The sequence below is a fragment of the Psychrobacter urativorans genome (assembly GCF_904846675.1).
Taxonomy (GTDB): domain Bacteria; phylum Pseudomonadota; class Gammaproteobacteria; order Pseudomonadales; family Moraxellaceae; genus Psychrobacter; species Psychrobacter urativorans_B.
In genome coordinates this window covers 59,038-83,684 of sequence record NZ_CAJHBT010000005.1, presented here as the reverse complement: position 1 = coordinate 83,684, position 24,647 = coordinate 59,038, and the positions used below count along the sequence as shown (strand labels likewise).

General features: G+C 43.6%; 24 protein-coding genes. 15 read left to right on the top strand and 9 right to left on the bottom strand.

The genetic code is table 11. From position 1 onward, the window contains the following. Positions 1-174 precede the first annotated feature (174 nt). From mrcB to purH, 7 genes are all read left to right on the top strand, one after another. Entirely contained in the window at positions 175-2,532 is a 2,358-nt protein-coding gene (gene mrcB / locus JMY06_RS04215) for a penicillin-binding protein 1B (RefSeq protein WP_413786883.1), read from the top strand. 175 nt (positions 2,533-2,707) lie between these two features. After that, a complete protein-coding gene (locus JMY06_RS04210) occupies positions 2,708-3,385 on the top strand; it encodes a tetratricopeptide repeat protein (protein WP_227672158.1) in 678 nt (225 codons plus the stop codon). Positions 3,386-3,485: 100 nt separating this feature from the next. After that, positions 3,486-4,412 (top strand): 50S ribosomal protein L11 methyltransferase, encoded by a 927-nt coding sequence (gene prmA, locus JMY06_RS04205; protein WP_201528598.1) that lies wholly within the window; start codon positions 3,486-3,488, stop codon positions 4,410-4,412. A 173-nt stretch (positions 4,413-4,585) separates the two neighbouring features. Beyond that, positions 4,586-4,783, top strand: a complete 198-nt coding sequence (locus JMY06_RS11995) for an MJ0042-type zinc finger domain-containing protein (protein ID WP_201528600.1) — start codon at positions 4,586-4,588, stop codon at positions 4,781-4,783. Positions 4,784-4,829: 46 nt separating this feature from the next. Further along, entirely contained in the window at positions 4,830-5,300 is a 471-nt protein-coding gene (locus JMY06_RS04195; RefSeq protein WP_201616428.1) for a hypothetical protein, read from the top strand. A 252-nt stretch (positions 5,301-5,552) separates the two neighbouring features. Further along, a complete protein-coding gene (locus JMY06_RS04190; RefSeq protein WP_201528653.1) occupies positions 5,553-5,852 on the top strand; it encodes a helix-turn-helix domain-containing protein in 300 nt (99 codons plus the stop codon). Positions 5,853-6,035: 183 nt separating this feature from the next. Further along, a complete protein-coding gene (gene purH, locus JMY06_RS04185; RefSeq protein ID WP_201616535.1) occupies positions 6,036-7,616 on the top strand; it encodes a bifunctional phosphoribosylaminoimidazolecarboxamide formyltransferase/IMP cyclohydrolase in 1,581 nt (526 codons plus the stop codon). Positions 7,617-7,807: 191 nt separating this feature from the next. Here the strand turns inward: purH and JMY06_RS04180 are convergent, their stop codons facing one another. Both JMY06_RS04180 and JMY06_RS04175 read right to left on the bottom strand, forming a co-directional pair. After that, a complete protein-coding gene (locus tag JMY06_RS04180; protein ID WP_201616427.1) occupies positions 7,808-9,682 on the bottom strand; it encodes a SurA N-terminal domain-containing protein in 1,875 nt (624 codons plus the stop codon). A 335-nt stretch (positions 9,683-10,017) separates the two neighbouring features. Next, entirely contained in the window at positions 10,018-10,290 is a 273-nt protein-coding gene (locus tag JMY06_RS04175) for an HU family DNA-binding protein (RefSeq protein ID WP_201528608.1), read from the bottom strand. A 645-nt stretch (positions 10,291-10,935) separates the two neighbouring features. On the opposite strand from JMY06_RS04175, the gene JMY06_RS04170 reads away from it, so the two are divergent. The 8 genes from JMY06_RS04170 (at position 10,936) to fdx (ending at position 18,253) form a co-directional block, all read left to right on the top strand. Next, the gene (locus JMY06_RS04170) at positions 10,936-11,580 is read left to right on the top strand and encodes a hypothetical protein (protein ID WP_201528610.1); all 645 of its coding nucleotides are present in this window, start codon (positions 10,936-10,938) and stop codon (positions 11,578-11,580) included. Positions 11,581-12,038: 458 nt separating this feature from the next. Beyond that, positions 12,039-12,536, top strand: a complete 498-nt coding sequence (locus JMY06_RS04165; RefSeq protein WP_201528612.1) for an Rrf2 family transcriptional regulator — start codon at positions 12,039-12,041, stop codon at positions 12,534-12,536. Further along, positions 12,533-13,759: an IscS subfamily cysteine desulfurase gene (locus tag JMY06_RS04160; RefSeq protein ID WP_201616426.1), complete on the top strand. Its 1,227-nt coding sequence runs from the start codon at positions 12,533-12,535 to the stop codon at positions 13,757-13,759. Before JMY06_RS04165 ends, JMY06_RS04160 begins: the two co-directional genes overlap by 4 nt. A 195-nt stretch (positions 13,760-13,954) precedes the next feature. Next, positions 13,955-14,368 carry a Fe-S cluster assembly scaffold IscU gene (gene iscU, locus JMY06_RS04155; RefSeq protein ID WP_201528616.1) on the top strand — a complete coding sequence of 138 codons (414 nt, stop codon included), beginning with the start codon at positions 13,955-13,957 and terminating at the stop codon, positions 14,366-14,368. Between the two features lie 175 nt (positions 14,369-14,543). Beyond that, positions 14,544-14,864: an iron-sulfur cluster assembly protein IscA gene (iscA, locus tag JMY06_RS04150; RefSeq protein WP_201528618.1), complete on the top strand. Its 321-nt coding sequence runs from the start codon at positions 14,544-14,546 to the stop codon at positions 14,862-14,864. Between the two features lie 204 nt (positions 14,865-15,068). Continuing rightward, positions 15,069-15,662 (top strand): Fe-S protein assembly co-chaperone HscB, encoded by a 594-nt coding sequence (hscB, locus tag JMY06_RS04145; protein ID WP_201528620.1) that lies wholly within the window; start codon positions 15,069-15,071, stop codon positions 15,660-15,662. Positions 15,663-15,932: 270 nt separating this feature from the next. Continuing rightward, positions 15,933-17,819, top strand: coding sequence for a Fe-S protein assembly chaperone HscA (hscA, locus tag JMY06_RS04140; protein WP_201616425.1), 1,887 nt, complete (start codon positions 15,933-15,935; stop codon positions 17,817-17,819). Positions 17,820-17,914: 95 nt separating this feature from the next. Then, positions 17,915-18,253, top strand: coding sequence for an ISC system 2Fe-2S type ferredoxin (fdx, locus tag JMY06_RS04135; protein ID WP_201528623.1), 339 nt, complete (start codon positions 17,915-17,917; stop codon positions 18,251-18,253). A 211-nt stretch (positions 18,254-18,464) separates the two neighbouring features. On the opposite strand, the gene JMY06_RS04130 is transcribed toward fdx, so the two are convergent. The 7 genes from JMY06_RS04130 to mfd all read right to left on the bottom strand — a co-directional run bounded on the left by JMY06_RS04130 (position 18,465) and on the right by mfd (position 24,385). Beyond that, complete coding sequence (locus JMY06_RS04130) at positions 18,465-18,809, bottom strand: hypothetical protein (RefSeq protein ID WP_201616424.1); 345 nt, start codon at positions 18,807-18,809, stop codon at positions 18,465-18,467. Between the two features lie 7 nt (positions 18,810-18,816). After that, positions 18,817-19,017 (bottom strand): hypothetical protein, encoded by a 201-nt coding sequence (locus JMY06_RS04125; RefSeq protein WP_201616410.1) that lies wholly within the window; start codon positions 19,015-19,017, stop codon positions 18,817-18,819. Next, complete coding sequence (locus JMY06_RS04120) at positions 18,986-19,174, bottom strand: hypothetical protein (protein ID WP_201616408.1); 189 nt, start codon at positions 19,172-19,174, stop codon at positions 18,986-18,988. Before JMY06_RS04120 ends, JMY06_RS04125 begins: the two co-directional genes overlap by 32 nt. A 10-nt stretch (positions 19,175-19,184) precedes the next feature. Continuing rightward, entirely contained in the window at positions 19,185-19,490 is a 306-nt protein-coding gene (locus tag JMY06_RS04115) for a hypothetical protein (protein WP_201616405.1), read from the bottom strand. Beyond that, positions 19,469-19,699 (bottom strand): hypothetical protein, encoded by a 231-nt coding sequence (locus tag JMY06_RS04110; RefSeq protein ID WP_201616403.1) that lies wholly within the window; start codon positions 19,697-19,699, stop codon positions 19,469-19,471. Before JMY06_RS04110 ends, JMY06_RS04115 begins: the two co-directional genes overlap by 22 nt. A gap of 385 nt (positions 19,700-20,084) precedes the next feature. Then, positions 20,085-20,516, bottom strand: a complete 432-nt coding sequence (locus JMY06_RS04105) for an HIT domain-containing protein (protein ID WP_201616401.1) — start codon at positions 20,514-20,516, stop codon at positions 20,085-20,087. Between the two features lie 218 nt (positions 20,517-20,734). Then, positions 20,735-24,385, bottom strand: a complete 3,651-nt coding sequence (gene mfd / locus JMY06_RS04100; protein WP_201616398.1) for a transcription-repair coupling factor — start codon at positions 24,383-24,385, stop codon at positions 20,735-20,737. Positions 24,386-24,647 lie beyond the last annotated feature (262 nt).

Here is a 24,647-nt window from a genome sequence, read left to right as displayed (position 1 = left end):
TTTGTCAATTTGCGTCATTATGAAGCAGTTTTTTTATGTCAAAATGGTGCGTTATCAGTGCAAAAATCCCATTCTACTCTACCACAGTCGCCTAAGTCTGCCGGACATACCCTACCATCGCAGCAGCGCGGACTTGTGTTTAGCAGTATTTTATTACTTATTGTCATCGTTGGTATGGTGTTATTGGCGCTGTATTTGGTCAAGCTTGATCGTACCATTACTCATAAGTTCGAGGGTAAGCGCTGGGATATTCCTGCAAAGGTCTACTCACAACCGCTTGAATTGTACCAAGGCGCAAGCGTTGACAATGATACTATTAAGACCTGGCTTGAGCTGCTCAATTATCGCAGCAATAAAGCTTATGAGCGTACGGGTAGTTATCATAAATCAGGCAATAACTATTTTATCCATACGCGCGGCTTTACCTATAGCGCTAATGACATCGATAAAGAACAAGTCATTAAGATGACCATTGCCGACAATAAGATTGAGTCGATTCAAAGTACTGAGCAAAATGAATCGGGCATCATTCGACTTGAACCGATAAACATGGGTGGTATTTATCCTGATAATAATGAAGATCGACTGGTCATCTCATTGGATGATGTACCGCAGCCTCTGATTGATGCCTTAGTTGCCACAGAAGACCGTGGTTTTTATGAGCATAAAGGGGTCTCAATACGCGGTATTGCTCGCGCTGTGCTCAATAACTTCTCTGGCGGCCATCGGCAGGGTGGCTCGACTATTACCCAACAGCTGATTAAAAACTTTTATCTCAACTCTGACCGTACCATGAAACGTAAAGCCAATGAGGCGATGATGGCGGTGCTACTTGAGCTGCATTATAGTAAAGATGAGATTCTGCAAACCTATCTAAACGAGATTTACTTGGGTCAAAATGGCAATCGCTCGATTAACGGATTTGGCTTGGCATCAGAGTTTTATTTTGATCAGCCACTCAATGAACTGAGTATCGAACAGCAAGCATTGTTGGTGGGAATGGCGAAAGGTCCTAGCGTCTACAATCCGCGCCGCCATCCAAACGAGGCCAAAGCGCGCCGTGATACGGTACTCAATAACATGCTGACTATTGGTACACTCAGCCAAGAAGAGTATGATACCGCGATTGAAAGGTCGCTGGGCGTGATTGATAAACCAGTTGAAGGCAAAAGCCGTTTTCCTGACTTTTTAGATATTGTCAAACGCGAGCTAAATGATGTTTATTACTCAGACGACCTCAAAAATGAAGGGCTGATTATTATTAGTACTCTGGATCCTATTACCCAATTGGCCGCTGATAAAGCGGTGAGTAAAAAGCTTGGAGAGCTGCGCCGTAAGGGTAGCAAGACTAAAGACTTACAAGGGGCTCTGGTCAGCGCCAATCCCGAAACCGGCGAGCTGGTCGCAGTGGTGGGCAGTGGCAGCGAGTTTACCGGCTTTAACCGCGCAGTCGATGCCAAGCGACAGGTTGGCTCGTTATTAAAACCAGTCATCTACATGACAGCATTAGAGAGCGGCCGTTATAATTTGGCAAGCTCAGTAGATGATTCGCCGATTACGGTCAATTTAAGCGATAGTAGCGACTGGAACCCAAAAAACTACGATGGCCATGATCATGGCTATGTACCCTTGACCACGGCGCTTGCAAAATCTTATAACCAAGCGGCGGTACGCTTAGGTATGGAATTTGGAATCGATACCTTTGCTAAACAATTACGGCGTTTGGGCGTGGAAGAAAAAATCCCTGATTACCCATCAATACTATTAGGTTCCGTTAATCTCAGCCCTATGGATATGCTTGGCATCTATCAAGTGTTTGCCACTGGTGGCTTCCGTACCCCCATTCATAGCATCCGTACGGTCATTGATGATCGCGGGCGAATCTTACAGCGTACAGGCCTAAATACTCAGCGTAGTATCCCGCCTGAGACCAACTTTTTGACCAATTATGCCCTGCAACAGGTGGTTAAAAATGGCACAGCCAAACGTATTGAATCACTAGGTAGCAATCTTAATCTGGCTGGAAAAACGGGTACCACTAATGACTTCCGTGATGCTTGGTTTGCTGGCTATAGTGGCAATTATGTCAGCGTGGTTTGGGTCGGTCGTGATGATAATAAGCCGATTGGTCTTAGCGGCGGTACTGGCGCACTACCCGTATGGGTCGATTATATGAATCGTCTTAAGCTGACGCCAGTATCGATGCCAGAACCTGAAGGCATTGAGTGGCTATGGTTAGAGAATAACTCCGGTAAACTGTCTAATGAGCGCTGTGCGGATGCACGTTATCTGCCCGTTATGTCGGCTTATCTCCCAGAAGAAGCCAGTAGTTGCGCAATCGAGTTGTATCAGCAAGACCGCGCACGTGAACAGATGCAGTGGCAACGTGAGCAAGGCAGTATCAATCAGCAACGTCGCCGTGAAGGTTTAGATATTCCCAATAGCGACGTTATTGAAGAGCAAGACAATAACAATAATGACACCAATAGAACACTTGGTGAATTGGTCGAACGCGCCCTTGAATGGTTCTAGAGCGTGTCGGTATTATTTTCAATCTTATCATCTTTAAACTTATTCTTTTTAAAACTTAGGAAAAGGTCTTGATATGGTGTTGTTTATGCAACCATCGGTATCATCTACGCAAAAGTGGTCTATACGGCCATTTATATTAGCTAGGACTACGCTTGTAACCAGCGTTATTATCAGTATGCTAAGCGTAAGCGCCTGTCAGACTTTGCAGGTACCCGCGCCGGCGCCGAAAGCGGCTACTACAACGACTGTGATCCAGATGCCAGCGATCAACGAAGACGACTATGTAGACGATAGCTATGCAGACGGTGGCTATGAAGAAGATTACCCTATTGAGCCTTATGTTCCACCTGAACACGTCACTACGCCCGACCCAGTGGCAGAACAAGCGCAAGCACCTGTCGTGCATCCTAATCCGATTATTACCGCGCCCTCTCGTAATAACTCCAATACACCACCAGCACCGCCCTCACGTAATGAGCTGTTAGAGCGTGCACGGCAAAATTCGCAGCTGCAAAGCCGCCCAGCTACATCCAATAATAGCAATATACCAGCATTTCAAAATTTAATGCAATCCGGTATCAACCAGTTAAAAGCGGGCAATCTAACCACCGCTGAAAGTAGCTTTACTCGCGCTCAACGTTTGGCACCAAAATCAACGGCTGTTTATTTTTATTTGTCACAAGTGGCACTCAAAAAGAACCAACCGCGCAAAGCAGAAGCGATGGCACGGCGCGGTCTTAGCATCTCAACAGATAATAGTCGTCGCAACGCACTATGGCAGCTGGTTTTGCGCTCAGGGCAAATGCAAAACAATCCACGCGTTATTAAAGAGGCGCAGCAGGCATTGCGCTAGATGTTCAGTTTTTAGGTGTTTTATAGTAAACAAACAAATTTAGACTTTCAGCGTACCACTTATTTATTATTCATTTCTAATTTAATCTAAGGTTATCGTTATGGCATGGCAACAACTGCATTTACAATGTGAAAAAGCAAACGTTGATTTCGCAGAAGCACTTTTATTAGAAGCGGGCGCACTCTCCATTGCATTAGATGATGCCGGTGACCAGCCTTTATTTGAACCCTTGCCTGGTCAGTCCCCACTGTGGGATGAGGTTATATTGACAGGGCTGTTTGATGCTACAACAGAGATTGGTACCCGGCAAGCCGTTGAGCAATTAGGCAGTGAGATTGCAGCTCAAGTACATGCCAGCCGTATATGGCTAAGCGCAGTTGATGACAAGGATTGGGAACGCGAGTGGATGACGCACTACCACCCGATCGAATGCGCCAACGATTTATGGATAGTACCGAACTGGCTGACACCGCCTAATCCTGATGCAACCAACATCATTATGGACCCCGGCCTTGCCTTTGGGACTGGCTATCATGCCACTACCCGCTTATGTCTCGACTGGTTAACCGAGCAGGACTTAACCGATAAAGTGGTTATTGATTATGGTTGCGGTTCCGGTATTTTAGGCATTGCAGCCTTATTATTAGGAGCGCGGCACGTCTACGCCGTCGATATTGATCCACAAGCGGTACTGGCTACCAATCAGAATGCAGCGCGCAATCACGTTGAGGGGCAACTGCAAGCTTTCTTGCCGGAAGACTTTAACAGTTACTGCGCTGAGCATGATGTGGTACCAGTCGATGTGATTGTCGCCAATATATTAGCCAAGCCGCTGATTGGTCTTGCTCCTTATTTTGTAACATTGATCGCTCCAAAAGGTCGCATCGTGCTAGCAGGTTTGATTGAATCACAGTCGCAGCAAGTCAGCGATGCTTATAGCCCTTACTTCGCGCTAGATACTAAACATGCCTTTACCGCTCAGGAAGACCACCATTGGCAACGCCTATCAGGTACATTTACAGGATAGAAATATTTAATTGTATCTGTTACGATAAGTTACTGGCATTAGTTCAAAAATTTATCTCTGCAGCCTAATCGTAGGTAGTCTCACCTGAGTTTAAGTCATGACACTAGGGCAACAGTCGTTTGTTAATCAGTGGCTAAACAGCATAACTGCCAAATCTTTTTGGATTTAAACCTATGGCTACGCCCATAAAAACCCAGTGTCCGAATTGTCATGCCCCTTTTAACTTACCGCACGCGCAATTAAACCAAGCCGATGCCAAAGCGCGGTGCGGTTGTTTTCAGCATATTCTTTTGGTAAATAATCATCTAATTGTTCCAGCTCATAAGGCTACAATAAATACGCTCTCAGCCCTCAAGGCCTTCGCCTTCTAAAGAGACAGATATTGATTTAGACACTAATGTTCTTATTCATGATGATATGGAGATTGATGAGACGCCCGGCCCTATTACGGATTATAACTCACTTGATGAAATGGAGGCTGGGCTAACCCAATTAGATGCTGCACCAGCAAATAATACTAATAACACCAATAGCCTCAAAACTGCCAAACCAACACCCACAGACAATGACTCAGACACGCAAGTTAATCCCAATACAGCGTGGACACAACCTATAATTGTGCCAGCTATCAACAATACCAGTAGGCAAACCTCCAACACGGCCGTAAGTTCAACCACTGCCAATGATATTCATGCCAGTGTCGCTGCTGTCGCCTTTAGCGACATTCAAGCCGATTTGATCAATACCAGTACATATGCACAACTGCTCCCTAGTCTTAAAGTGAGCCTTTACGGAAGTAAAGCCGTGATTGGCGAGTTATTGCACAACCTACGGACTATCTACCGAGTATTGAAAGCCAACTGGGCGCTGAACGTAGCAAGTCTGTGATGTTTACTCTCCCTGTGACGGCCAAGTAAATTAACGATGTGACTATTAGTCCTATTTATTGATTCTGTTAAGCCAAAAATTCAAATCAATTATAAACTTTGAATGTTTACTCTCAACTATTACTTTTAAGGACATAACCTTATGGCACACCAGACGCGCCCCTCTGCCAACCGTTTTGCCCACCGCGCAGACCCCTCAAATGATTACGACAGTCTAGAGCACTTTTATCACTCAGAGACGCAACACGCGGCAATGCCATTGCCAAATAATATCACTGAGCCTGCAAACAATGACGCACAGCATATTCTGGCAGCGGAGCCCCAAGCACCACTACGTACACACGTTGAGCGCGTGGTACGAGAGTATTTTGCCGCGTTAGGTGATGAGCTACCAACAGACTTATATGCGCTGATTCTTAAAGAGGTCGAGTTACCCCTATTGACAGTCACCCTTGAGCAAACACGTGGTAATCAAACTAAATGTGCGCAAATATTAGGCCTAAATCGCGGCACATTGCGTAAAAAGCTTAAGACTTACAACCTAATGCCATAGTATTATTTATTATAAAACGGCGTAGAATTTTGTGTAAAATGCCTAAATGTTTTATGATAGCTGTGATTAATATTTATTATACAGGTTAAGCGCGGCAATTCATGACGACACCTTATCATGGCTATGATTGTCATTACTATTTTGCCAGACGGTTGCGTCGGGCTTTTTTATGGAATAGATCTTATGGGTACCACACCACTTGCACTCCTTTCAGTCTCCGACAAATCGGGTATTGTTGAGCTTGCTCAAGGCTTAATTGGTTCAGGATTTGGCTTACTGTCTACTGGCGGTACTTATCGTCTGCTCAAAGAACATGACGTTGCGGTAACTGAAGTGTCCGATTACACCGGCTTTCCAGAAATGATGGATGGTCGCGTTAAAACCTTACATCCTAAGATTCATGGTGGTATTTTGGGACGCCGTGGTACTGATGATGCGGTTATGAGCGGCCATGCGATTGAGCGCATTGATTTAGTGGTGGTCAACCTATACCCCTTTGCTGAGACTATCGCTCGCTCTGACGTCACGATGAATGACGCTATCGAAAATATCGATATCGGTGGTCCTACTATGGTGCGAGCAGCGGCAAAGAATCACGCCCATGTTGGTATTGTCACTGACCCTGCCGACTATCAACGCGTCATGACCGCATTAGGTGACAGCACTGAACTTACCGCATTTTTACGTTATGATTTGGCGGTTAAAGCTTTTGAACATACCGCACAATACGACGGTATGATTGCTAATTTCTTGGGTAGCCGTGTTAATGAAACCCAGCAACCAGAAGATTTTGCACGCACGCTCAACTTGCAGCTTGATAAAGTTCAAGACCTGCGTTACGGCGAAAACCCGCATCAAAAAGCGGCATTTTATATTGAAAGCCAGTCTACTCAAGCTAAGCAAGCCTCTATTGCCACTGCTGAACAGCTGCAAGGCAAAGCTTTGTCTTATAACAATATTGCTGATACTGATGCCGCGCTTGAATGTGTTAAAGCCTTTATTGCGCCCGCTTGCGTTATTGTTAAACATGCCAATCCATGCGGCGTTGCCATCGATAACGACCAAGTAGCGGCATACCGTACTGCATTTAGTACCGATCCTGAATCCTCATTTGGCGGTATTATTGCCTTTAACCGTCAATTGACCGTTGCTGCAGCCAAAGCCATTATCGATAATCAGTTTGTAGAAGTTATCATCGCGCCAAGTTTAGAGGACGGCGTATTACAAGCAACGGCCAGTAAGAAAAACGTGCGGGTGTTGATTTGCGGTGAGCTACCAGCACCTACAGAGCGCTTAACACAGTTGGACTATAAACGTGTTAATGGCGGCCTATTGGTACAAGAGCAAGATGTGAGTATCATTGGTGCCAATGACTTGAAAATCGTCACTGACGTTCAGCCAACAGAAGCACAGATTGCTGACCTATTATTTACATGGGCAGTGGCCAAATACGTCAAATCTAATGCTATTGTCTATGGTAAAAACCAGCGTACTATTGGCGTCGGTGCCGGTCAAATGAGCCGCGTGAATTCAGCACGTATCGCCGCCATTAAAGCAGAACATGCTGGTTTAATTACTGAAGGTGCAGTAATGGCTTCTGATGCCTTCTTCCCATTCCGTGATGGCATTGATAATGCAGCGGAAGTGGGCATTTCTGCGATTATTCAACCCGGTGGTTCAATGCGTGATGATGAGACTATTGCTGCTGCAAATGAACATGGTATCGCTATGGTATTCACCGGTATGCGTCATTTCCGCCATTAATTCTGATATTAAACAGACAGTAAATAGCCGCTCAAAGTTATTTACTGCCTATGAGTAGCATCTACTAAAGCTATTTATTAATACTTTTTATTAAAAACTTAATAAAGCCATCTATTAAAATTATCCATAAAAAAAGCCACTATTAATAATAGTGGCTTTTTTATATCATTTCATTCAGCTTCGCAAAAAGATTAACGGCCGCGCGCTCCTGCCATATTAGCTTCATTAATCTCAACTTTATAGAGCAGGCGTAGATAATCTAGATAGTCTTGCAGCTGATCTTGGCCCAAGTTATCACGGATAATGGCTGCCGTTTGCGATTTCTCTAAATCGGACAACTGTGACTGCTGCTGAGTCTTAATCGTATCTCCGGCTATGACTGTCGCACCCATCTCAGTCTCACCAGCCAACGCTACAATATCATTGACAGCGGCTTGCTTGCTAAATGCCAAGCTACGCTCTTTATCCGTCAACAGAGGCGTTTGGCGATTAATCTCTCCCAATGCTTGGAAGCTAACCGCTTGCTTATTAATATCAGCAGCCGTTTTGATACCAGCAGCCACTTTCTTGGCATCTTTAAGCGCCAAGGCACTGGCTTTTTGCTGACGTAATGTCTGAGTAATTAGCGGAGTGGCTGCTGCTAATGTCAGGGTTTTGGTAGGACGATAGTTACTTGGTTGTACCCAAGCCATACCCTCGCCAATCTCAATACCCGTGGTTACCGCTTGATCTTGGATGGTAAACTCATCAAAGGCTTGCTTGATAATCGCAGGTTGCGCAAGCACCGACGTATTGTTTTCTTTACGATAATCTATAATACGTTTTAGTGCCACATTCTCTTGCTGAGCAATATCTGCAATACTAAACCCATCTGCGGCTAAGTCATTAATCGCAGTGACTTTATCGGCATAAATTGATTGACGCTTGTATTCTTTAGCTTTCGCTGTTAGCTCTGCGCGCATGCTATCTAAGCTAGGCACTTTACTGCCGTTATCTTCAGTCACTGTAAATATCTGATAACCAAAGCTGGTCTTGATAGGCGCAGTAACGTCACCAACGCTCAAACCGTCTAATGCTTTTTCAACCGCAGCAGCATCGCTACCAAATACGGATGAGTTAAAGCTTCCAATCGCGCCGCCACTGGAGCCTGATGGATCGTCAGATTCTTTTTTAGCAATAGCCGCAAAGGACTCACCTTTAGCAAGGCGCGCTTTTATTTTATCTGCCTGCATTTTGGCATCTGTACCGGTCAATAGGATTTGACTAATTTTACGCTCATCAACGACAGCAAGACCTTGTTTAAAGCCTTCATACTGCTGCTGCAACTCCTCATCAGTGACACTATCGACTTTAATCGCCGCAGGACTCAGCTTAATATAAGCCAAATCAACCATGGCAGCACTTTTTAAAGTCTCTTTATTAGCATCATAGTAAGCTTGTAGGTCAGTTTTGCTTAATTTTACTTGTTGCTGATAGTCTTGCCAGTTAAAACGATGCAACCAGATATTACGCGCCTCTAACTGTAAGTCAATCAGCTGATTCACCGCTTTCATCGGATAAATTGCGGTACCTACAATACTGGCATTGAGCTGATCAAGACTCAACTGATTGCGGAATTCTGCAAATAGCTGATCTTTATTCATGCCGCGCTGACGCAAAAAGTTTGAAAACTGCTCGTTAGAAAAACCACCGTTCTCATCTTTAAAGATATCCTCTTGGCGCAGTAGACGATTAATCGTATCGTCAGATACTGTCATACCAAGCTTGCCGGCTTGCTGCTCAAGTAAGGTGCGATCAATCAGACCTTTTAAAACTTGCTCATGAAGCACATCTTCATTCAATAAGCTAGCATCATCGAGTTGGTCTAAAATTTCCGCACGCCGACTGTTGACTGCGGTTTGATACTCTGACAATCCCACACTTGCCTCACCTACCTGAGCGATTCGGTTGGGATCAACGCCACTTTGGAAGTAGCTTTCGATACCCAGTAGAGCAAGCGGCGATAGGCATAGAATCAATAAAATGCGACCAGGCCAGCTTTTTAAAAAATCGCGCAATTTATCCATAGTTATTTCTGCTTTATTAACCTATATTGATGAAAAACCATTGCAATACTATTAGCGCTAAAAGCGATAACGGCTCTCAAGGCGGACAATGGTAAGGTAGGGGGCGGCTGTATTCTATAAAAATCAGACACAGCTTATTTGAGCCATACAGGCATACGCACCCTATGATACGTGAATTTTAAGCCAGACTCAAAATATTCACGCTATCCGCTGCATAAATATCATCTATAAAAAAAGCACCTAAAATTAGGTGCTTTTTTATTACTTGTTTTGCAGCCATTATCAGCAGCTGCAGACTTACCGCGTTACTTTACTTATAGGAATTAGATAGCGGCTTAGTTCAAGCGTTCTTTTAAGTTTTTACCGGCTTTGAAGCTTGGAACTTTACTTGCTGGGATATCAAGCTCTTCACCTGTTTTAGGGTTACGGCCAGTACGGGCTTTACGGTCTTTTACGCTAAAAGTACCAAAGCCAACTAATGAGATACTTTCGCCTGCTTCTAAAGCTTCACCGACACTTTCCATAACGGCATTTAGAGCATCACCAGCTTGGGTTTTGTTTAGACCACTTTTATCTGCGATGCTATCAATTAATTCTGACTTATTCATAAAACTTCCTTCAAGTTTAAGGGCTATAATAAACGCTAACCTCAGGCATTGTATCGCTCTCAATTAACTTAAGCAATAAAAACAACTTCTGACGCACGTATCTACGAGTCACACATTATTAACGTCTTTATATCAAGGCAGCATAAGGAGCGCAAGCGATTTTACACTTTTTCGCGTTGCGCACTACGTATTTGACACTTAACATTACGCAAAACCCCTGTAACTTGCCATTTAACCTTCTAATCTCCTATATTTTCGGATTAGCACGTAGTTTTTCGGCGTTGCCACTTATTCCTTGAATTTCCACTTATTCCTTGAATTTCCACTTATTCCTTGAATTTCCACTTACTCCTTAAACAGTAGGGTTTAAAATAGTAGTACTTAATTTTTTAGCCTCATTTGTTGGCTTAAAGCTTCCTTAGTCTATTTAGTGTGGGTTTAATGAGCAGCGGTCGTTACTTATTTTTCGGTAGTGCAACAATTTGCTAACTGACACAGGTAGGCATTACTTTTTATGATGGAGACGTTATGATAAGCCTATTGAAATTCGCTACACCTTTATACTTTGTGTCAACACGGATTGTTACCGATTTTTCTTATGCTTAACTTTACTTTTCACTTGCCAAACAAAAATGGATAATTTACATGAAGCGTTCTACGTTGTCTCACTCTCTTCTTAGTATCATTCTGGTGTTCATTGAGTCAGCATTGACGCTGCTGCTACGCTTAGACCCAGAGTTACGCAAAGCGGCTTATCCGCTTGCCAAGCAAAGCACTGTCGTCTGCCTGCGCTTGTATCTGCCTCATGTACAAATCTTTGCAACCTTTGGTTATAAAGGCGTGCTATTGGATGCCAAACTGCCAGCGAATCGTAGTGAGCCTGATGTTATTATTAATGCTTATAGTATTCAGGTTTTGAACGCCATTACCACTCATGACAGTGAGACTACCGATAAACTGCAAATGCGTGGTGATTCTGTGCAAGTTCAGCTGGTTAAACAATTCATTATGCAGATGGGTCTCGGCAGTTTAATTCAAAGCGTTATTAAAAAGATTAAAGGCGATAAAAGTACATCCAAGCCTAGTGATGCTGAGATGGAAGAGAAAAAGAACAATTACAAACGACGCATCACTGAGCAGCAAACCCAAATTAACACCCTAACCATCAAGAACCGCGAGCTTGAGACCACAGTTAAAGAGTTACACAGTAAGCAAAAAGTGACGATGATTACTGCTGTTGTCGCAGCTATCATTGCTATTGGCGCTCTCATTGCTTTATTTATGAGCTAACAGTTTATGAGCCAACGATCTTGAACTGACAATTTAAGAGCTAATATTAGTACGCCTATCAGTCTCGTTAATAAATTTTAGATTCCTAAAGGTAAGCTGCAAGCGCTTAATAAATATTTACCATTGAGCGCTGTTGTAATTTTGACCACAATTATTTCATCAATTCTGTTTGATTTCTTTTGCCAATGTCGGTGTTAAATAGTATTAACCATACAACCACATTCTAATCTTGACTAAATTAGTCAGGATTGAGTATAATGACTCTATCGCAGCACACATCGGGTTAATCATCTGATCTTTAATAGCGATGAAGATTGTCTTAGTGGCGTATCAATTTATAATTTTCATAGGATGAGTTCCTTATCATAATTTCCTTAAAGATTATAAGTTCCATAGAATACCTCAACCTAAGCTCGCTATTGAATTAGGCTTATAACCGACAAGTTTGGAGACATTATATGCGTTTGACCACCCGAGGCAGATATGCAGTTACTGCATTACTAGATTTGGCATTGCAAACCAGCCAACAAGATGGTGCCGTACCCCTATCTGATATTGCCAAGCGGCAGTCTATTTCAATCTCTTACCTTGAGCAATTATTCTCTAAACTACGCAAAAGTGGTTTAGTAAGCAGTATTCGCGGTGCAACAGGCGGTTATTATTTAGCCAAGCCCTTAAATGATATTGATGTGATGAGTATCATCTCAGCCGTCGACGAGTCAGTCAACGCCATGCAGTGCGAAGGACGTGGAGACTGCCAAGGCGGTGCGATGTGCTTAACCCACGATTTATGGTGTGCGCTGTCTAATCATATCGAACAGTACTTGAAAAACATAACATTAGCACAATTACTAGAGATGGAAAACGTGCAGTTTATATCCGAACGCCAGCACGCCTCTTCCATAAAAGACATTAATACTATTACTCTATCGACCAGCGAGGCAAACCCAGCATGAGCCAACATAACAACCTTATATACTTAGATTATGCCGCCACTACGCCAGTTGCCAAGTCAGTCGCCGCCAAGATGAGCGAATATTTGACTGTAGATGGCGTCTTTGGTAACCCAGCATCACGCTCACATGGCTATGGCTGGCAGGCTGAAGAAGCGGTTGAAACCGCACGTCAACAAGTCGCTGACGTAATTAATGCCGACCCCCGCGAGATTGTCTTTACCTCTGGTGCGACAGAATCTGATAACTTAGCTATTAAAGGTGCAGCGCATTTTTATCAGACTCGTGGCAAACATATCATCACCAGTCAAATTGAACATAAAGCTGTACTTGATACCTGCCGCGAGCTTGAGCAAGAAGGCTTTGAGATTACATACCTTCAGCCCCAAGCCAGTACTGGACTGATCTTACCTGAACAAGTTAAAGACGCATTACGTGAAGATACTATTCTAGTATCCCTAATGGTAGTCAACAACGAGCTTGGCACCTTGACAGATATCGCTGCTATTGGTGAGATTACTCGCGCCGCCGGTGTTGTATTCCATGTCGATGCCGCACAAGCAGTTGGTAAAGTTCGTCTTGATGTCGAAAACACTAAAGTTGACTTAATGAGCTTTTCGGGTCACAAAGCCTATGGTCCTAAAGGTATCGGCGCATTATTCGTACGTCGTAAGCCTCGTATTCGTCTAAAAGCAGAGCAACATGGCGGCGGTCATGAGCGTGGTATGCGTTCAGGTACATTACCAACGCATCAAATTGTTGGAATTGGTGCTGCATTTAGCTTAGCCAATGAGCGTTATGAACAGGACCATGCTCACGCAGCAGAATTACGCCAAAAGCTATGGGACGGTCTGCAAGATATCGAAGAGATTTACCTAAACGGTGATCTTGAGCACAGTGTTCCTAATATCGTGAACATCAGCTTCAACTTCGTCGAAGGCGAATCACTCATGATGTCGCTAAAAGACTTGGCAGTATCATCAGGTTCAGCCTGTACTTCCGCCACACTTGAGCCATCATACGTGCTACGCGCTATTGGTCGCCCAGATGAATTGGCACACAGCTCGATTCGCTTCAGCTTCGGTCGTTATACTACCGAAGAAGATATCGATACGGTTATTAAACAGATGCATGAAGCCGTTGACAAATTACGTGCCCTATCGCCACTTTGGGATATGTATCAAGAAGGCGTTGATTTAGATTCAGTAGAGTGGGCGGAGCACTAAATTTTAGGTGCTAGAATTCAGGCTAAAAGACTATTGTGTTAAAGACTCAGTTTTGAAACACAACAGCTCAAAATAAAATATAACGATTATATTATTAATCAAAGTACCAATCAGACAATTATAATTTAAGTGTCTGACCTCAATTATCGATGAGTATAGACACAAGTGCTCATCATCCTAACTAGGAGAAGACTCATGGCCTATAGTGACCAAGTTATTGATCATTACGAAAACCCACGTAACGTTGGCAACCTTGATAAAAACGCCAAAAATATTGGTACCGGTATGGTCGGTGCCCCAGCCTGTGGCGATGTGATGCGCCTACAAATCCAAGTCGATGATAATGGTATCATTGAAGATGCGCGCTTTAAAACTTACGGTTGCGGTTCAGCAATTGCTTCAAGCTCACTAGTAACTGAGTGGCTCAAAGGCAAAAGCTTGGATCAAGCTGGCGAAATCAAAAACAACGATATCGCAAAAGAGCTCGCGCTACCACCAGTAAAAGTGCATTGCTCAGTATTGGCAGAAGACGCTATCAAAGCAGCGATTAGCGACTATCGTGGCAAGACCACCAATGCAACGGCAGAAGCAGAAGTGGCAACCAGTTAAGTTGCTTGACATAGGTGTTGTTTTTTAAACAATACCTGGTGTTAAAAACGGTTAATACTATTTAGCACTAAGGAGGTGACAATAACGCTTATGTAATTGTCACCTTTTATTTTCCAGTTTTTATTAACCGTCTTATTATTAGTTGTCGTATTATTAACAATCAATAGGAGTTGGCATGATTGAAATGACAGAACGCGCCGCTCAGCATGTCCGAGACTTTTTGGACAATCGCGGCACAGGTGCAGGAATTCGTGTAGGTATACGTACAGCAGGCTGTTCAGGCTTAGCTTATGTCTTAGAGTTTGTTGATGTTCCTGATGAAAATGATACCCGCTACGATAGTCGTGATGTGAGTATCTTTATAGATCCTAAGAGCTTGGTTTATTTAGATGGCTTACTAATGGATTACGAAAAAGAAGGCTTAAACGAAGGCTTTAAGTTTACCAACCCGAACCAAAAAGGCGAATGTGGTTGCGGCGAATCTTTTACAGTATAGCTTTCTATGGATCATAGATATTTACGCTGTAAGTGAAAATAACATAGGCGAAAGCACTATGATTAAAAGCACCATAAGTGATAGTGCTATAAATAAAGGCTACCTATAACTGATTGCACTCGTAGCTCACTGCTAACGTTGGCTTGTCAATCAACACCCCAAAGTCATTAATAAAAATAAAAACCAGAATGTAAGGCGTATGCTATGACAGATAATATGATAGATAGCACCACAGAGGCGCAGTTTGACAATTTCTTTACTTTGTTTGAGCAGCCTGTACAATTTGAGCTACTGCAAGACAGTCTCGATCAACGTCTGCGGGTCTTGCAAAAACGCTATCATCCTGACAATGTCGCAAAAAACCTTACTGATACCGCTAAAGCACAACAGCATTCAGAACAAGCATCTGCCCTTATTAATCAGGGTTACCAGACTTTAAGCGCTCCCGATAGCCGTGCAAGCTACCTACTCGATATGGCAGGCCAAGCACAGGATGTTGAGCAGTCTATCGCTGACCTCGACTTTTTAGAAGATGCCATGCAAATGCGCATTGACCTGGATGAAGCTATTGAGGATAAAGATCGTCCTACCCTACAGCAGCTGCATCCAAAGATTGTGGAACGTCTAAATGCTCAATCTACACGCTTTACAACCGCCTATCAAAATAAAGAGTGGCAAACTGCTATTGATGCTACCCAAAAGCTAAAATTCTTAGTAAAACTCGATGCCGATATTACGACGGGACTTGATGATGTTGCAAACATTGAGCAGTCTGACGATGATGATTTATATGTCTAATACCGGTTAAGCATTAAGTTAAGCCAGTACTAATAGTTGAACTAATAATGATGGTTAAAATAATAGCCACAATACCGTATAATCAACCGCTGTAGACGCAGATAAGTATAGTTCCTCATATCGCCATAAACTTATTATTTTATATTAATAAGCGATAGCTTAGGGTACGAGTAAATTATATATAGCTCAATGGCTATTGGCTTTATTAATATTTATGCGTCCATCGATTTTGCTAAATACTTCTTATTCATTTTATATCTGAGTTGTCCTATGTCTTTATTGCAAATTGCTGAACCCAATCAAAGTGCCCAGCCCCACCAGCATCATTTCGGTATTGGTATCGATCTCGGTACGACTCGCTCATTGGTAGCGGTAGTACGGTCGGGCAAATCGCAAGTCTTAGAGGCAGATTCAAATACGAATACCTTACTACCCTCAGTAGTCTATTATCCTAGCTCAGGTGCCCCGCTTGTCGGCTATGAGGCTTTAGCTCATCTGCCTGATGATCCAAAAAACACTATTATTTCTGCTAAACGCTTTATGGGTCGCAGCCAAAGTGATATTAAATTCTCTCATCCTTATGAGTTAAGTGGTGACGCTGATGCTATGCCCGCGTTTGTCACTGCTCAAGGTGAAGTATCACCCGTTGAGGTGTCAGCGCGTATTCTGGCAGCACTTAAGCAGCGTGCAGTAGGTGCATTGCCTGAAGACAGTATTGAAGGCGCGGTGATTACCGTCCCTGCTTACTTTGATGAAGCCCAGCGTCAAGCCACCAAAGACGCTGCCCAAGCCGCTGGTATCACTGTATTACGCTTACTTAATGAGCCGACCGCTGCTGCTGTGGCCTATGGTCTAGATAAACCAAGCCAAGAAGGCGCCGAGCAAGAACAAAGCTATTATCTTATTTATGATCTTGGCGGCGGTACTTTTGATGTGTCTATCTTAAAGCTAACAGATGGTGTGTTTGAAGTGTTAGCGACTGGCGGCAACAGCGCTTTGGGCGGCGATGATATTGACCGCTTATTGACTAATTGGTTAATTAAACAGCTTAATATTGCGCCTGCCCATGTCAGCTCGCATGATAAATCAGTATTAGCGCAGCAGGCCAAAAGTTATAAACAAGCCCTGACAAATGCTGCGCAAGTGGATATTGATATTGTTGTTAATGAGCAGTCTTTCCAAGGTATATTAAACCGCGAAAATTTGCTTAAAATTACTGATCCTGTCAGCCGCCGAACGCTTAGTGTCTGCGAGCAAGTATTACGTGACGCTAATTTAAGTACCCAAGATTTGGACGAAGTTATCTTAGTTGGCGGCTCAACAAGAATGCCAGCCGTTCAGCAAGTAGTAACGGATTTCTTTGCTAAGGAACCTCTGTGCCGTCTAAACCCAGATGAAGTAGTGGCGTTAGGCGCGGCGCAAACGGCACATCAATTGGTCAATGGCGATAGCGATAACAACTTATTGTTGCTCGATGTGACACCGCTGTCCCTTGGACTTGAGACCATGGGCGGCCTGGTCGAAGTACTCATTTCACGTAACACCCCTATTCCTGTTAAAAAACGCCAAGTGTTTACCACTTACCAAGACGGTCAAACTGGTATGGTTATCCATGTAGTACAAGGCGAACGTGAGACGGTAGATAACTGCCGCTCACTAGGACGCTTCGAGCTGTATGGTATTCCGCCTATGAAAGCTGGGTTTGGCCGTATTGAAGTGACCTTTAGTATTGATGCCAATGGCCAACTGACCGTCAGCGCGCAAGAGACGACGACGGGTACTGAAAGTCAAATTGAGATCAAACCCGCTTATGGCTTATCCGATGAACAAAAAGAGCAATTGCTTGTCGCAGGATTTCAGCATGCTGAAGAAGACAAGAACACACGCTCTTTAATTGAAACCAAAGTAGAGGTTGAACGTGAGCTACTGGCATTACAGTCGGCTCTCACTGATTTTGCGATTTTATTGACTTCAGATGAACAGCAAGTGTTATCCACAGAGATGCAACAGATGCAAGTCGCTCTAAACTCTGACGACTTAACGGTGATTGAAGCTCAGCAAGCCAAGCTCAAGCCTTCTAGTGACACCTTTGCCGCCCGCATTATGGATCAAAGTGTCAAAACAAGTATGGCAGGCACTAGCGCTCAAGATTGGTAGCCCCTACAACTAATAGCATCACTGTTGCATTACAGAACTCTTATATCATTTAGATATTAAACTTTTTGAATTTATTAGCACTGGATAAATTAACCATGCCAAAGATTACGATACTACCCCATCACGAAATTTGCCCAGAAGGCGCTGAAGTTGAGCTAGAAGCTGGTAGCAACTTATGTAAGACCCTAGTGGAAAAAGGCATAAAAATTGAACATGCCTGCGAGATGTCAAAGGCCTGTACCACCTGTCACGTTGTAGTGCGCAAAGGCTTCAATGGTTTAGATGAGATGGACGATATCGAAGCGGATTTACTAGATCGCGCTTGGGGGCTTGAGGTTGACTCACGGCTATCGTGTCAAGTTATAGTTGAAGATGAAGATTTAACCATTGAGATACCTAAATATACCCTGAACCATGCGAAAGAAAACCATTAAGTACTGATTACTAAGCTGATATAGAAAAGCCCATCATTATTATGACGGGCTTTTTTTGTGGCTGATTTTTAATTGATTGCTTTTTGATGACCAGTCTTATTCTGGCTTATTATTATTTAATACGCTTCACTACGGTTTATTACCATTATCATTCTGCTCCTCATTTGAGGTTATCACGACGCTCAAGCATAAAATTCAAGCGCTTTTTAATCTATGGATAACAGTAGTTTTTCATATCTTTAAAGTTTAAATGTAGATTAAAGCCAGGTAGAGTATGGTCAACCCGTCTAGATAGTTGACCCTTATTTGCATCAGAATCAAACACTTGCCATGCATTAATTTTGTCGAAGCCTTTTAGCGAAAAGGCACCGGCATACGCGCATTCATAATCATAACAGATATAATCATAAGTACTCTGATTGATAAGTATCTCTCCTTTGCCAGCAGCGGCTTCAAGCCAAATTAGCTTCTTTACCAATAAGCGTATAACCAAGACGATTATTGCTGCCGAAGTTGCCGACGTGGCAATAGCCGGTGGTAATGCTGATACGCACATACAAAACTCAGCAGTCGCCACTTGTGCCGTAGCGTACGCATTTCGCGGCGCATATCAATCCAATCGCCGTTGCTACGCAGTCAGGCGCATCTTGGCGTATGCCGCGACTGTTAGGTTCGCCAAAAAAGCACACCATACCATCGCCAATAAACTTATCAAGTACGCCGCCGTGCTTATTAGCGATCAGACAGCTCTGTGAAGCCCACAATATCTGAGAACATAATGGTCAGCTTGGCCCGTTTATTAAATACATTGACGGGACTGCCGGTCTTCACCATCGGTTGCCAAATTCGTGGCGGCACAAAGCGAGTCAATTTATTGATAACGGACACCATAATATTCAGTCGCCCTATTGCTCGCTGCACGGCTGTATTATCATTTATATATTTGCGATAGATGTCCCAGAACTGCCATAGACCAGAACTGCCATAGAATAGTAAAAACACTTGTCAGTAATACCGTTGGTACTAAAAACCCATCGTTACACTCTATTTTCATACCGTTTAAAGTAACACGGACGTAATAGAACATCACGATAGTAACGACGGATATCATAATGAGCTTGATACGATTTTCAGGGGCGCTGACAATCATTCGAACGCCCATTAATAGCGCTATACTTAGCGATATTACGCTACAAAACTGCACGGGGCCAATCACTATGGACAGTAAAATGACCACAATGTTTGATGTCCGAAACTTGGCTGCCAACGATAATTATAAATTAGAATCATCAAGCTTGGCAAACAGACGATGACCAGTAGCGCCATGAAGGTAGGACTGAACTCAAAGTGTAGACCAATCAACCCTACGGTTAGGATGAGCACAAAGGCTTCAGGATAATCGAAGCGACCGACTTCATCGTTCTTTAACCTAGTTAAGGCTGTCAATTTATTTTAAAAAGGAATGCTAGGTGTCCGCTTAGACAAGAAAAAATGAGGAACATTGGTGCAATTAAGTGTCGCTCGATATTGGTTTACCAGCAGGTGTTGATTAGGTGGGTTCTTATTCTTAAAGTTGTACTAACTTATATTTAGAACAGTTAATATCGATGATATATGTGTGCACTCAGAAATTGTGGTAACGGAAATTATTATACTGGCGCGACGCCTCAGAACATACGTTACTGATAACCAGAAACACACCACTTATCGCTCATTCACAGTAATGATAGCGTTAAGTGGTGTTATATATTTAGAGAACTGAAATAGCTGAGCGCTTAACTTCTTTAGATTATACTTACTTAGCTACGCTTTTTTGCAGACAGATGCTTGGCTACATTTGCCAATCAAACGGCATTTGATGATGACCACGTAGCGCCATCATTAATGTTTGCTGCATTTGCGCCAATACTTCTTGAGTATAAGGTAAGGCTGGGATGCCCCACACTGGATCTGGCCACTGTATATCGTTTTGATAGCGCACGATATGATGAAAATGCAGCTGTGGCACTTGATTGCCTAGAGCGGCGACATTCATCTTCTCAGCCTGAAAAGTCTTAGCAAGTTGGTTTGATAGCCAGCTCGACTCACGTAAAAACTGGGTTTGATCAGATTCAGACAGCTCATACAACTCTTTAACGCCAGAAACGCGCGGTACTAAAATCAACCAAGGAAACTGACAGTCATTAATCAAACGACACGTCGATAATGGAAAATCGCCCACCAAAAAACTATCGGCAGCAAGCTTAGGATGCAGTTGGAACATAATGACGGGTTCTCTTGTTATAAAATATCAATAAAAGTAAATAATAAGTGCATAAAAATAGATGCTGGCGCTATTTTATCAGGTATCCAAGGGATAAAATAGCGCCATCTCCTTTTAGGTGGTAGCTGGGTAATAGCAATGCCGTTCGAGCTATATAACAGGTAGTTATATGGCTTTTACTACCTAGCCAGCCCAGCTACCAATACAGTTTCTACCAGCTAGGCAGCTTCTACGATCAGGTGCTCTCTAAAATAGCGCAACAGCTCTTGTACCGCAGTGACTCGTTGCTGCGCAGTCTCAAGCTTACCAGCATCGCTATAGCGAATACCAGAGGCGCCATTCATACGATAACGCTGACCATCCGATTGAATCAATTTTATAATCGCCAAAGCATCAACTGGCGTGTCAGGAGCAAACTCCAAAGTAACGCTATTAGTATTCGCATCAATTTTATTAATCTTCAATGGTTCAGCTTGCAGACGTAGACCATGAACGGCAAACAGCTGCTTGGTTTGATCCGGCAATATACCAAAGCGATCTATCATCTCGGTACGGATATCAATCAGCGCTTCTTTATCATCCGCTTTACCAATACGCTTATAAAACAATAAACGCTGATGGACATCATGTACATATTCTTCAGGAATTAGTGCGGAGCTGTGCAAATTAATCTCACTAGTGAGCGACAATGGCGTATTCAAATCTGGCTCTTTTCCGGCTTTAATCGCCTTAGTAGCGCGCTCTAGCATGTCCATATATAAGCTAAACCCAATCGCTTGCATGTTACCACTTTGCTGTTTACCAAGTAACTCACCAGCACCGCGAATCTCTAAATCTTCACTTGCCAGCATAAAACCAGCACCCAAAGTATTCGCACGCTCAATGGCATGTAGACGGCGCTTCGCATCACCTTTGAGACCTTTGAGCGACGATACTAGCAAATAGCAGTAGGCTTGATGATGGCTACGTCCTACCCGGCCACGCAGCTGATGCAATTGAGCAAGACCAAATTTATCAGCACGCTCAATGATAATAGTATTGGCATTAGGAACATCGATACCGGTTTCAATAATAGTCGAACAAATCAGCACGTTGAATTTTTTATGATAGTACTGCTGCATGATTTGTTCAAGCTGGCGCTCTTGCATCTGTCCATGCGCGACCCCGACTCGTGCTTCAGGCACCAGCTCGCGGATGGTTTCGGCCATACGCTCAATGCTAGCGACATCGTTGTGCAGCAGATACACTTGTCCGCCGCGTAACAATTCGCGCAGAATAGCTTCTTTCATTAATGCATCTGTTTTTTGCATGACAAAGGTTTTAATCGCTAAACGCCGAGCCGGCGGGGTTGCGATAATCGACATATCACGCATGCCTGATAATGCCATATTAAGGGTACGTGGAATGGGAGTGGCAGTCATCGACATACTATCCACATTGGTCTGAATGGCTTTGATACGCTCTTTATGGCGCACGCCAAAGCGATGTTCTTCATCGACAATCATCAAGCCTAAATTGGCAAATTTAACATCAGATTGCAGTAGCTTATGGGTACCGATAACAATATCGACTTTACCCGCTGCTAGATCAGTGAGCACAGTCTGCTGATGCTTTTTACCACCAAAGCGTGATAAAGTTTCAATCCGTACCGGCCAATCAGCAAAACGGTCTAAGAAGTTATCTTCATGCTGTCCTGCTAATAAAGTAGTCGGCACCAATACTGCCACTTGATAGCCCGCACTGACTGCAATGAAGGCCGCGCGCATAGCCACTTCAGTTTTACCAAAGCCCACATCCCCGCAAATCAAGCGATCCATCGGCTGGTTTTGCTTCATATCGTGCATGACCGCATGGATGGCATTGGCCTGATCTGGCGTTTCCTCAAATTCAAACTGACTGGCAAACATCTCATACTGGGAAATATCAATTTTAAAATGAATGCCGACTTTTGCTTCGCGGCGTGCTTGTATATTAAGTAGCTCAGCAGCGACATCATGGATTTGTTCCATGGCTTTTTGTTTGGCTTTATCCCATTTACCGCTACCGATTTTATGTAGCGGCGCCAATGCTGGATCACCACCACTATAACGGCTAATCATTTGTAAATTAGCGACCGGCACATAAATACTAGCATCATCGGCATATTTTAGATGAATAAATTCTTGTTCACCATCACCCACGTCTAAAGTAACCAGGCCATTATAGCGACCAATACCGTGCTCAATATGGACGACTGGACTGCCCTCGGTAATCTCGGTAACACTCTTAACTAAGAACTCTTCTGAAACCCCACTCTGCCGCCGCCGACGCGTTTGTAATACTTGCCGACCAAATAACTGGGTCTCACTAATCATCACCAGACGTTCAGGAATATAGACCCCGCGCTCGATAGGAGCAACGGTTAGCCCGATATGCGGACGACCATTATGCGTAATACTACTCTTATCTGCTGCTAGGAATTCTTCAAAGCTAATATAGGCATTAATATCAATCTTGCTCTTGAACAGCTCAATTAAAATCTCACGGCGCCCAGCCGTTTCAGCGACTATTAATACTGGCGTGCCCGTTTGCGCTTGTAGCAGTAAAAACTCCAATAGCTCCGCTAACGGTTCGGCTTTTTGGTGATTGATAGGCAACTGCGGCGGAACTTGCGCGCTCAGAGTCACTAAACCTTGGAGCTGATTGGTTGCTAATGCCAGCTCATTACGGTCACTTAAGATAACTCTTGGATAATGATTAAGGTGTTCATTGAGAGTATTGGATAATAAATACAATAGTTCAGGCGCGACGATAGGCTTATCGATATCATGACGTCGTTCCTCATAACGGCGCTGAATTTGTGACCAGTAATCGGCTTGGCGCTCGCTAATCAGCTCATCAGTGATAAATAACGCATCACTAGGAAAATAGGCAAATAGACTGCTCTCCTGCGCCCAATCGTTTAAATCAAAGAATAGTGGCTGATAATATTCCAGACCACTACTGGCAATACCCCCCATCACATCTTTATATAGCTCAAATTTACGGCTACTGGTATTGGGGAACATAGCAGCGAAGTTCATCCGAAAGGTCTCTTTGCCCTCTTCTAACGGGAACTCTTTTGCCGGTAGTATTTGGAACTGCTCAATCGGCTTTGAGATATCTGGAAGCTTATGAAGTAGAGATAATGGCTCTTTGCCCATGCTACTGTCATTGCCTGACAGCATATTTTTGAGGTCGTCCTCAGTAAGCGTGCGCTGAGTTTGTGGATGAAAAAAGCGAATGGTCTCAATTTCATCATCGAACAAGTCTAAGCGCAGCGGAAATGGCTGCCCCATAGCAAAAATATCAACAATGCTACCACGTACGGCGAACTCGCCCGGCTCAAACACATTATCAACCGCACGATAACCGGCCTTTGCCAATAGCTCACGCTGGGTATTAATATCAAACCTATCACCCACACTTAAATCAAAGTGCTGCCCAATCAACCAACTGGGTGGCGCCACGCGGTGCATTAAGGCTTGTACCGAGATAAGCAAAACGCCTGAGGTGGGCATATCCGTTAGCAGATTAATTCGTTCACTAACAATATCCTGATGCGGCGACAACTCATCATAGGTCAAGGTTTCCCAATCAGGAAATACATAAGCATCAACCCCGCAGAATGCCAGTTCAGTTTCCATTTGATTGAGCTGGTTTTGATCGCGCGCAACGACAACTTTTAGCCGATTGGCCACATCCCATATGGGTACACTGGCCAAACTTGCCAGCCATAAACTGCTGACAGCTCCATGCACGGGCGCAAGCCAACGCCGTTGCGTGTCTTGGATAGGGAATAGCTGCTGATTAATAGGGGCAAACGCATCAGTTAAAGCAGAGATAGGCATAGCAAATAGGGTCAGGGTTAAGAGTCAGAGTGCTATTATACGAACATTTTGGCCTTTGACCAAAATTTATGCCGTAACGGTTTGTGACCCGATTTTTTTATTTTGTTCTCTGACTATAATTTGTAGCAACCATGTTGGGTTTCCGTGCCCATTTGACAATGGGAAGTATTTTGTTAACATAGACGACTTTGCTCGACCAGCATATTTATATCTTATTACTGACAATCCACACCTTATTATGAATAAGCGGCGGGTTTAGTCA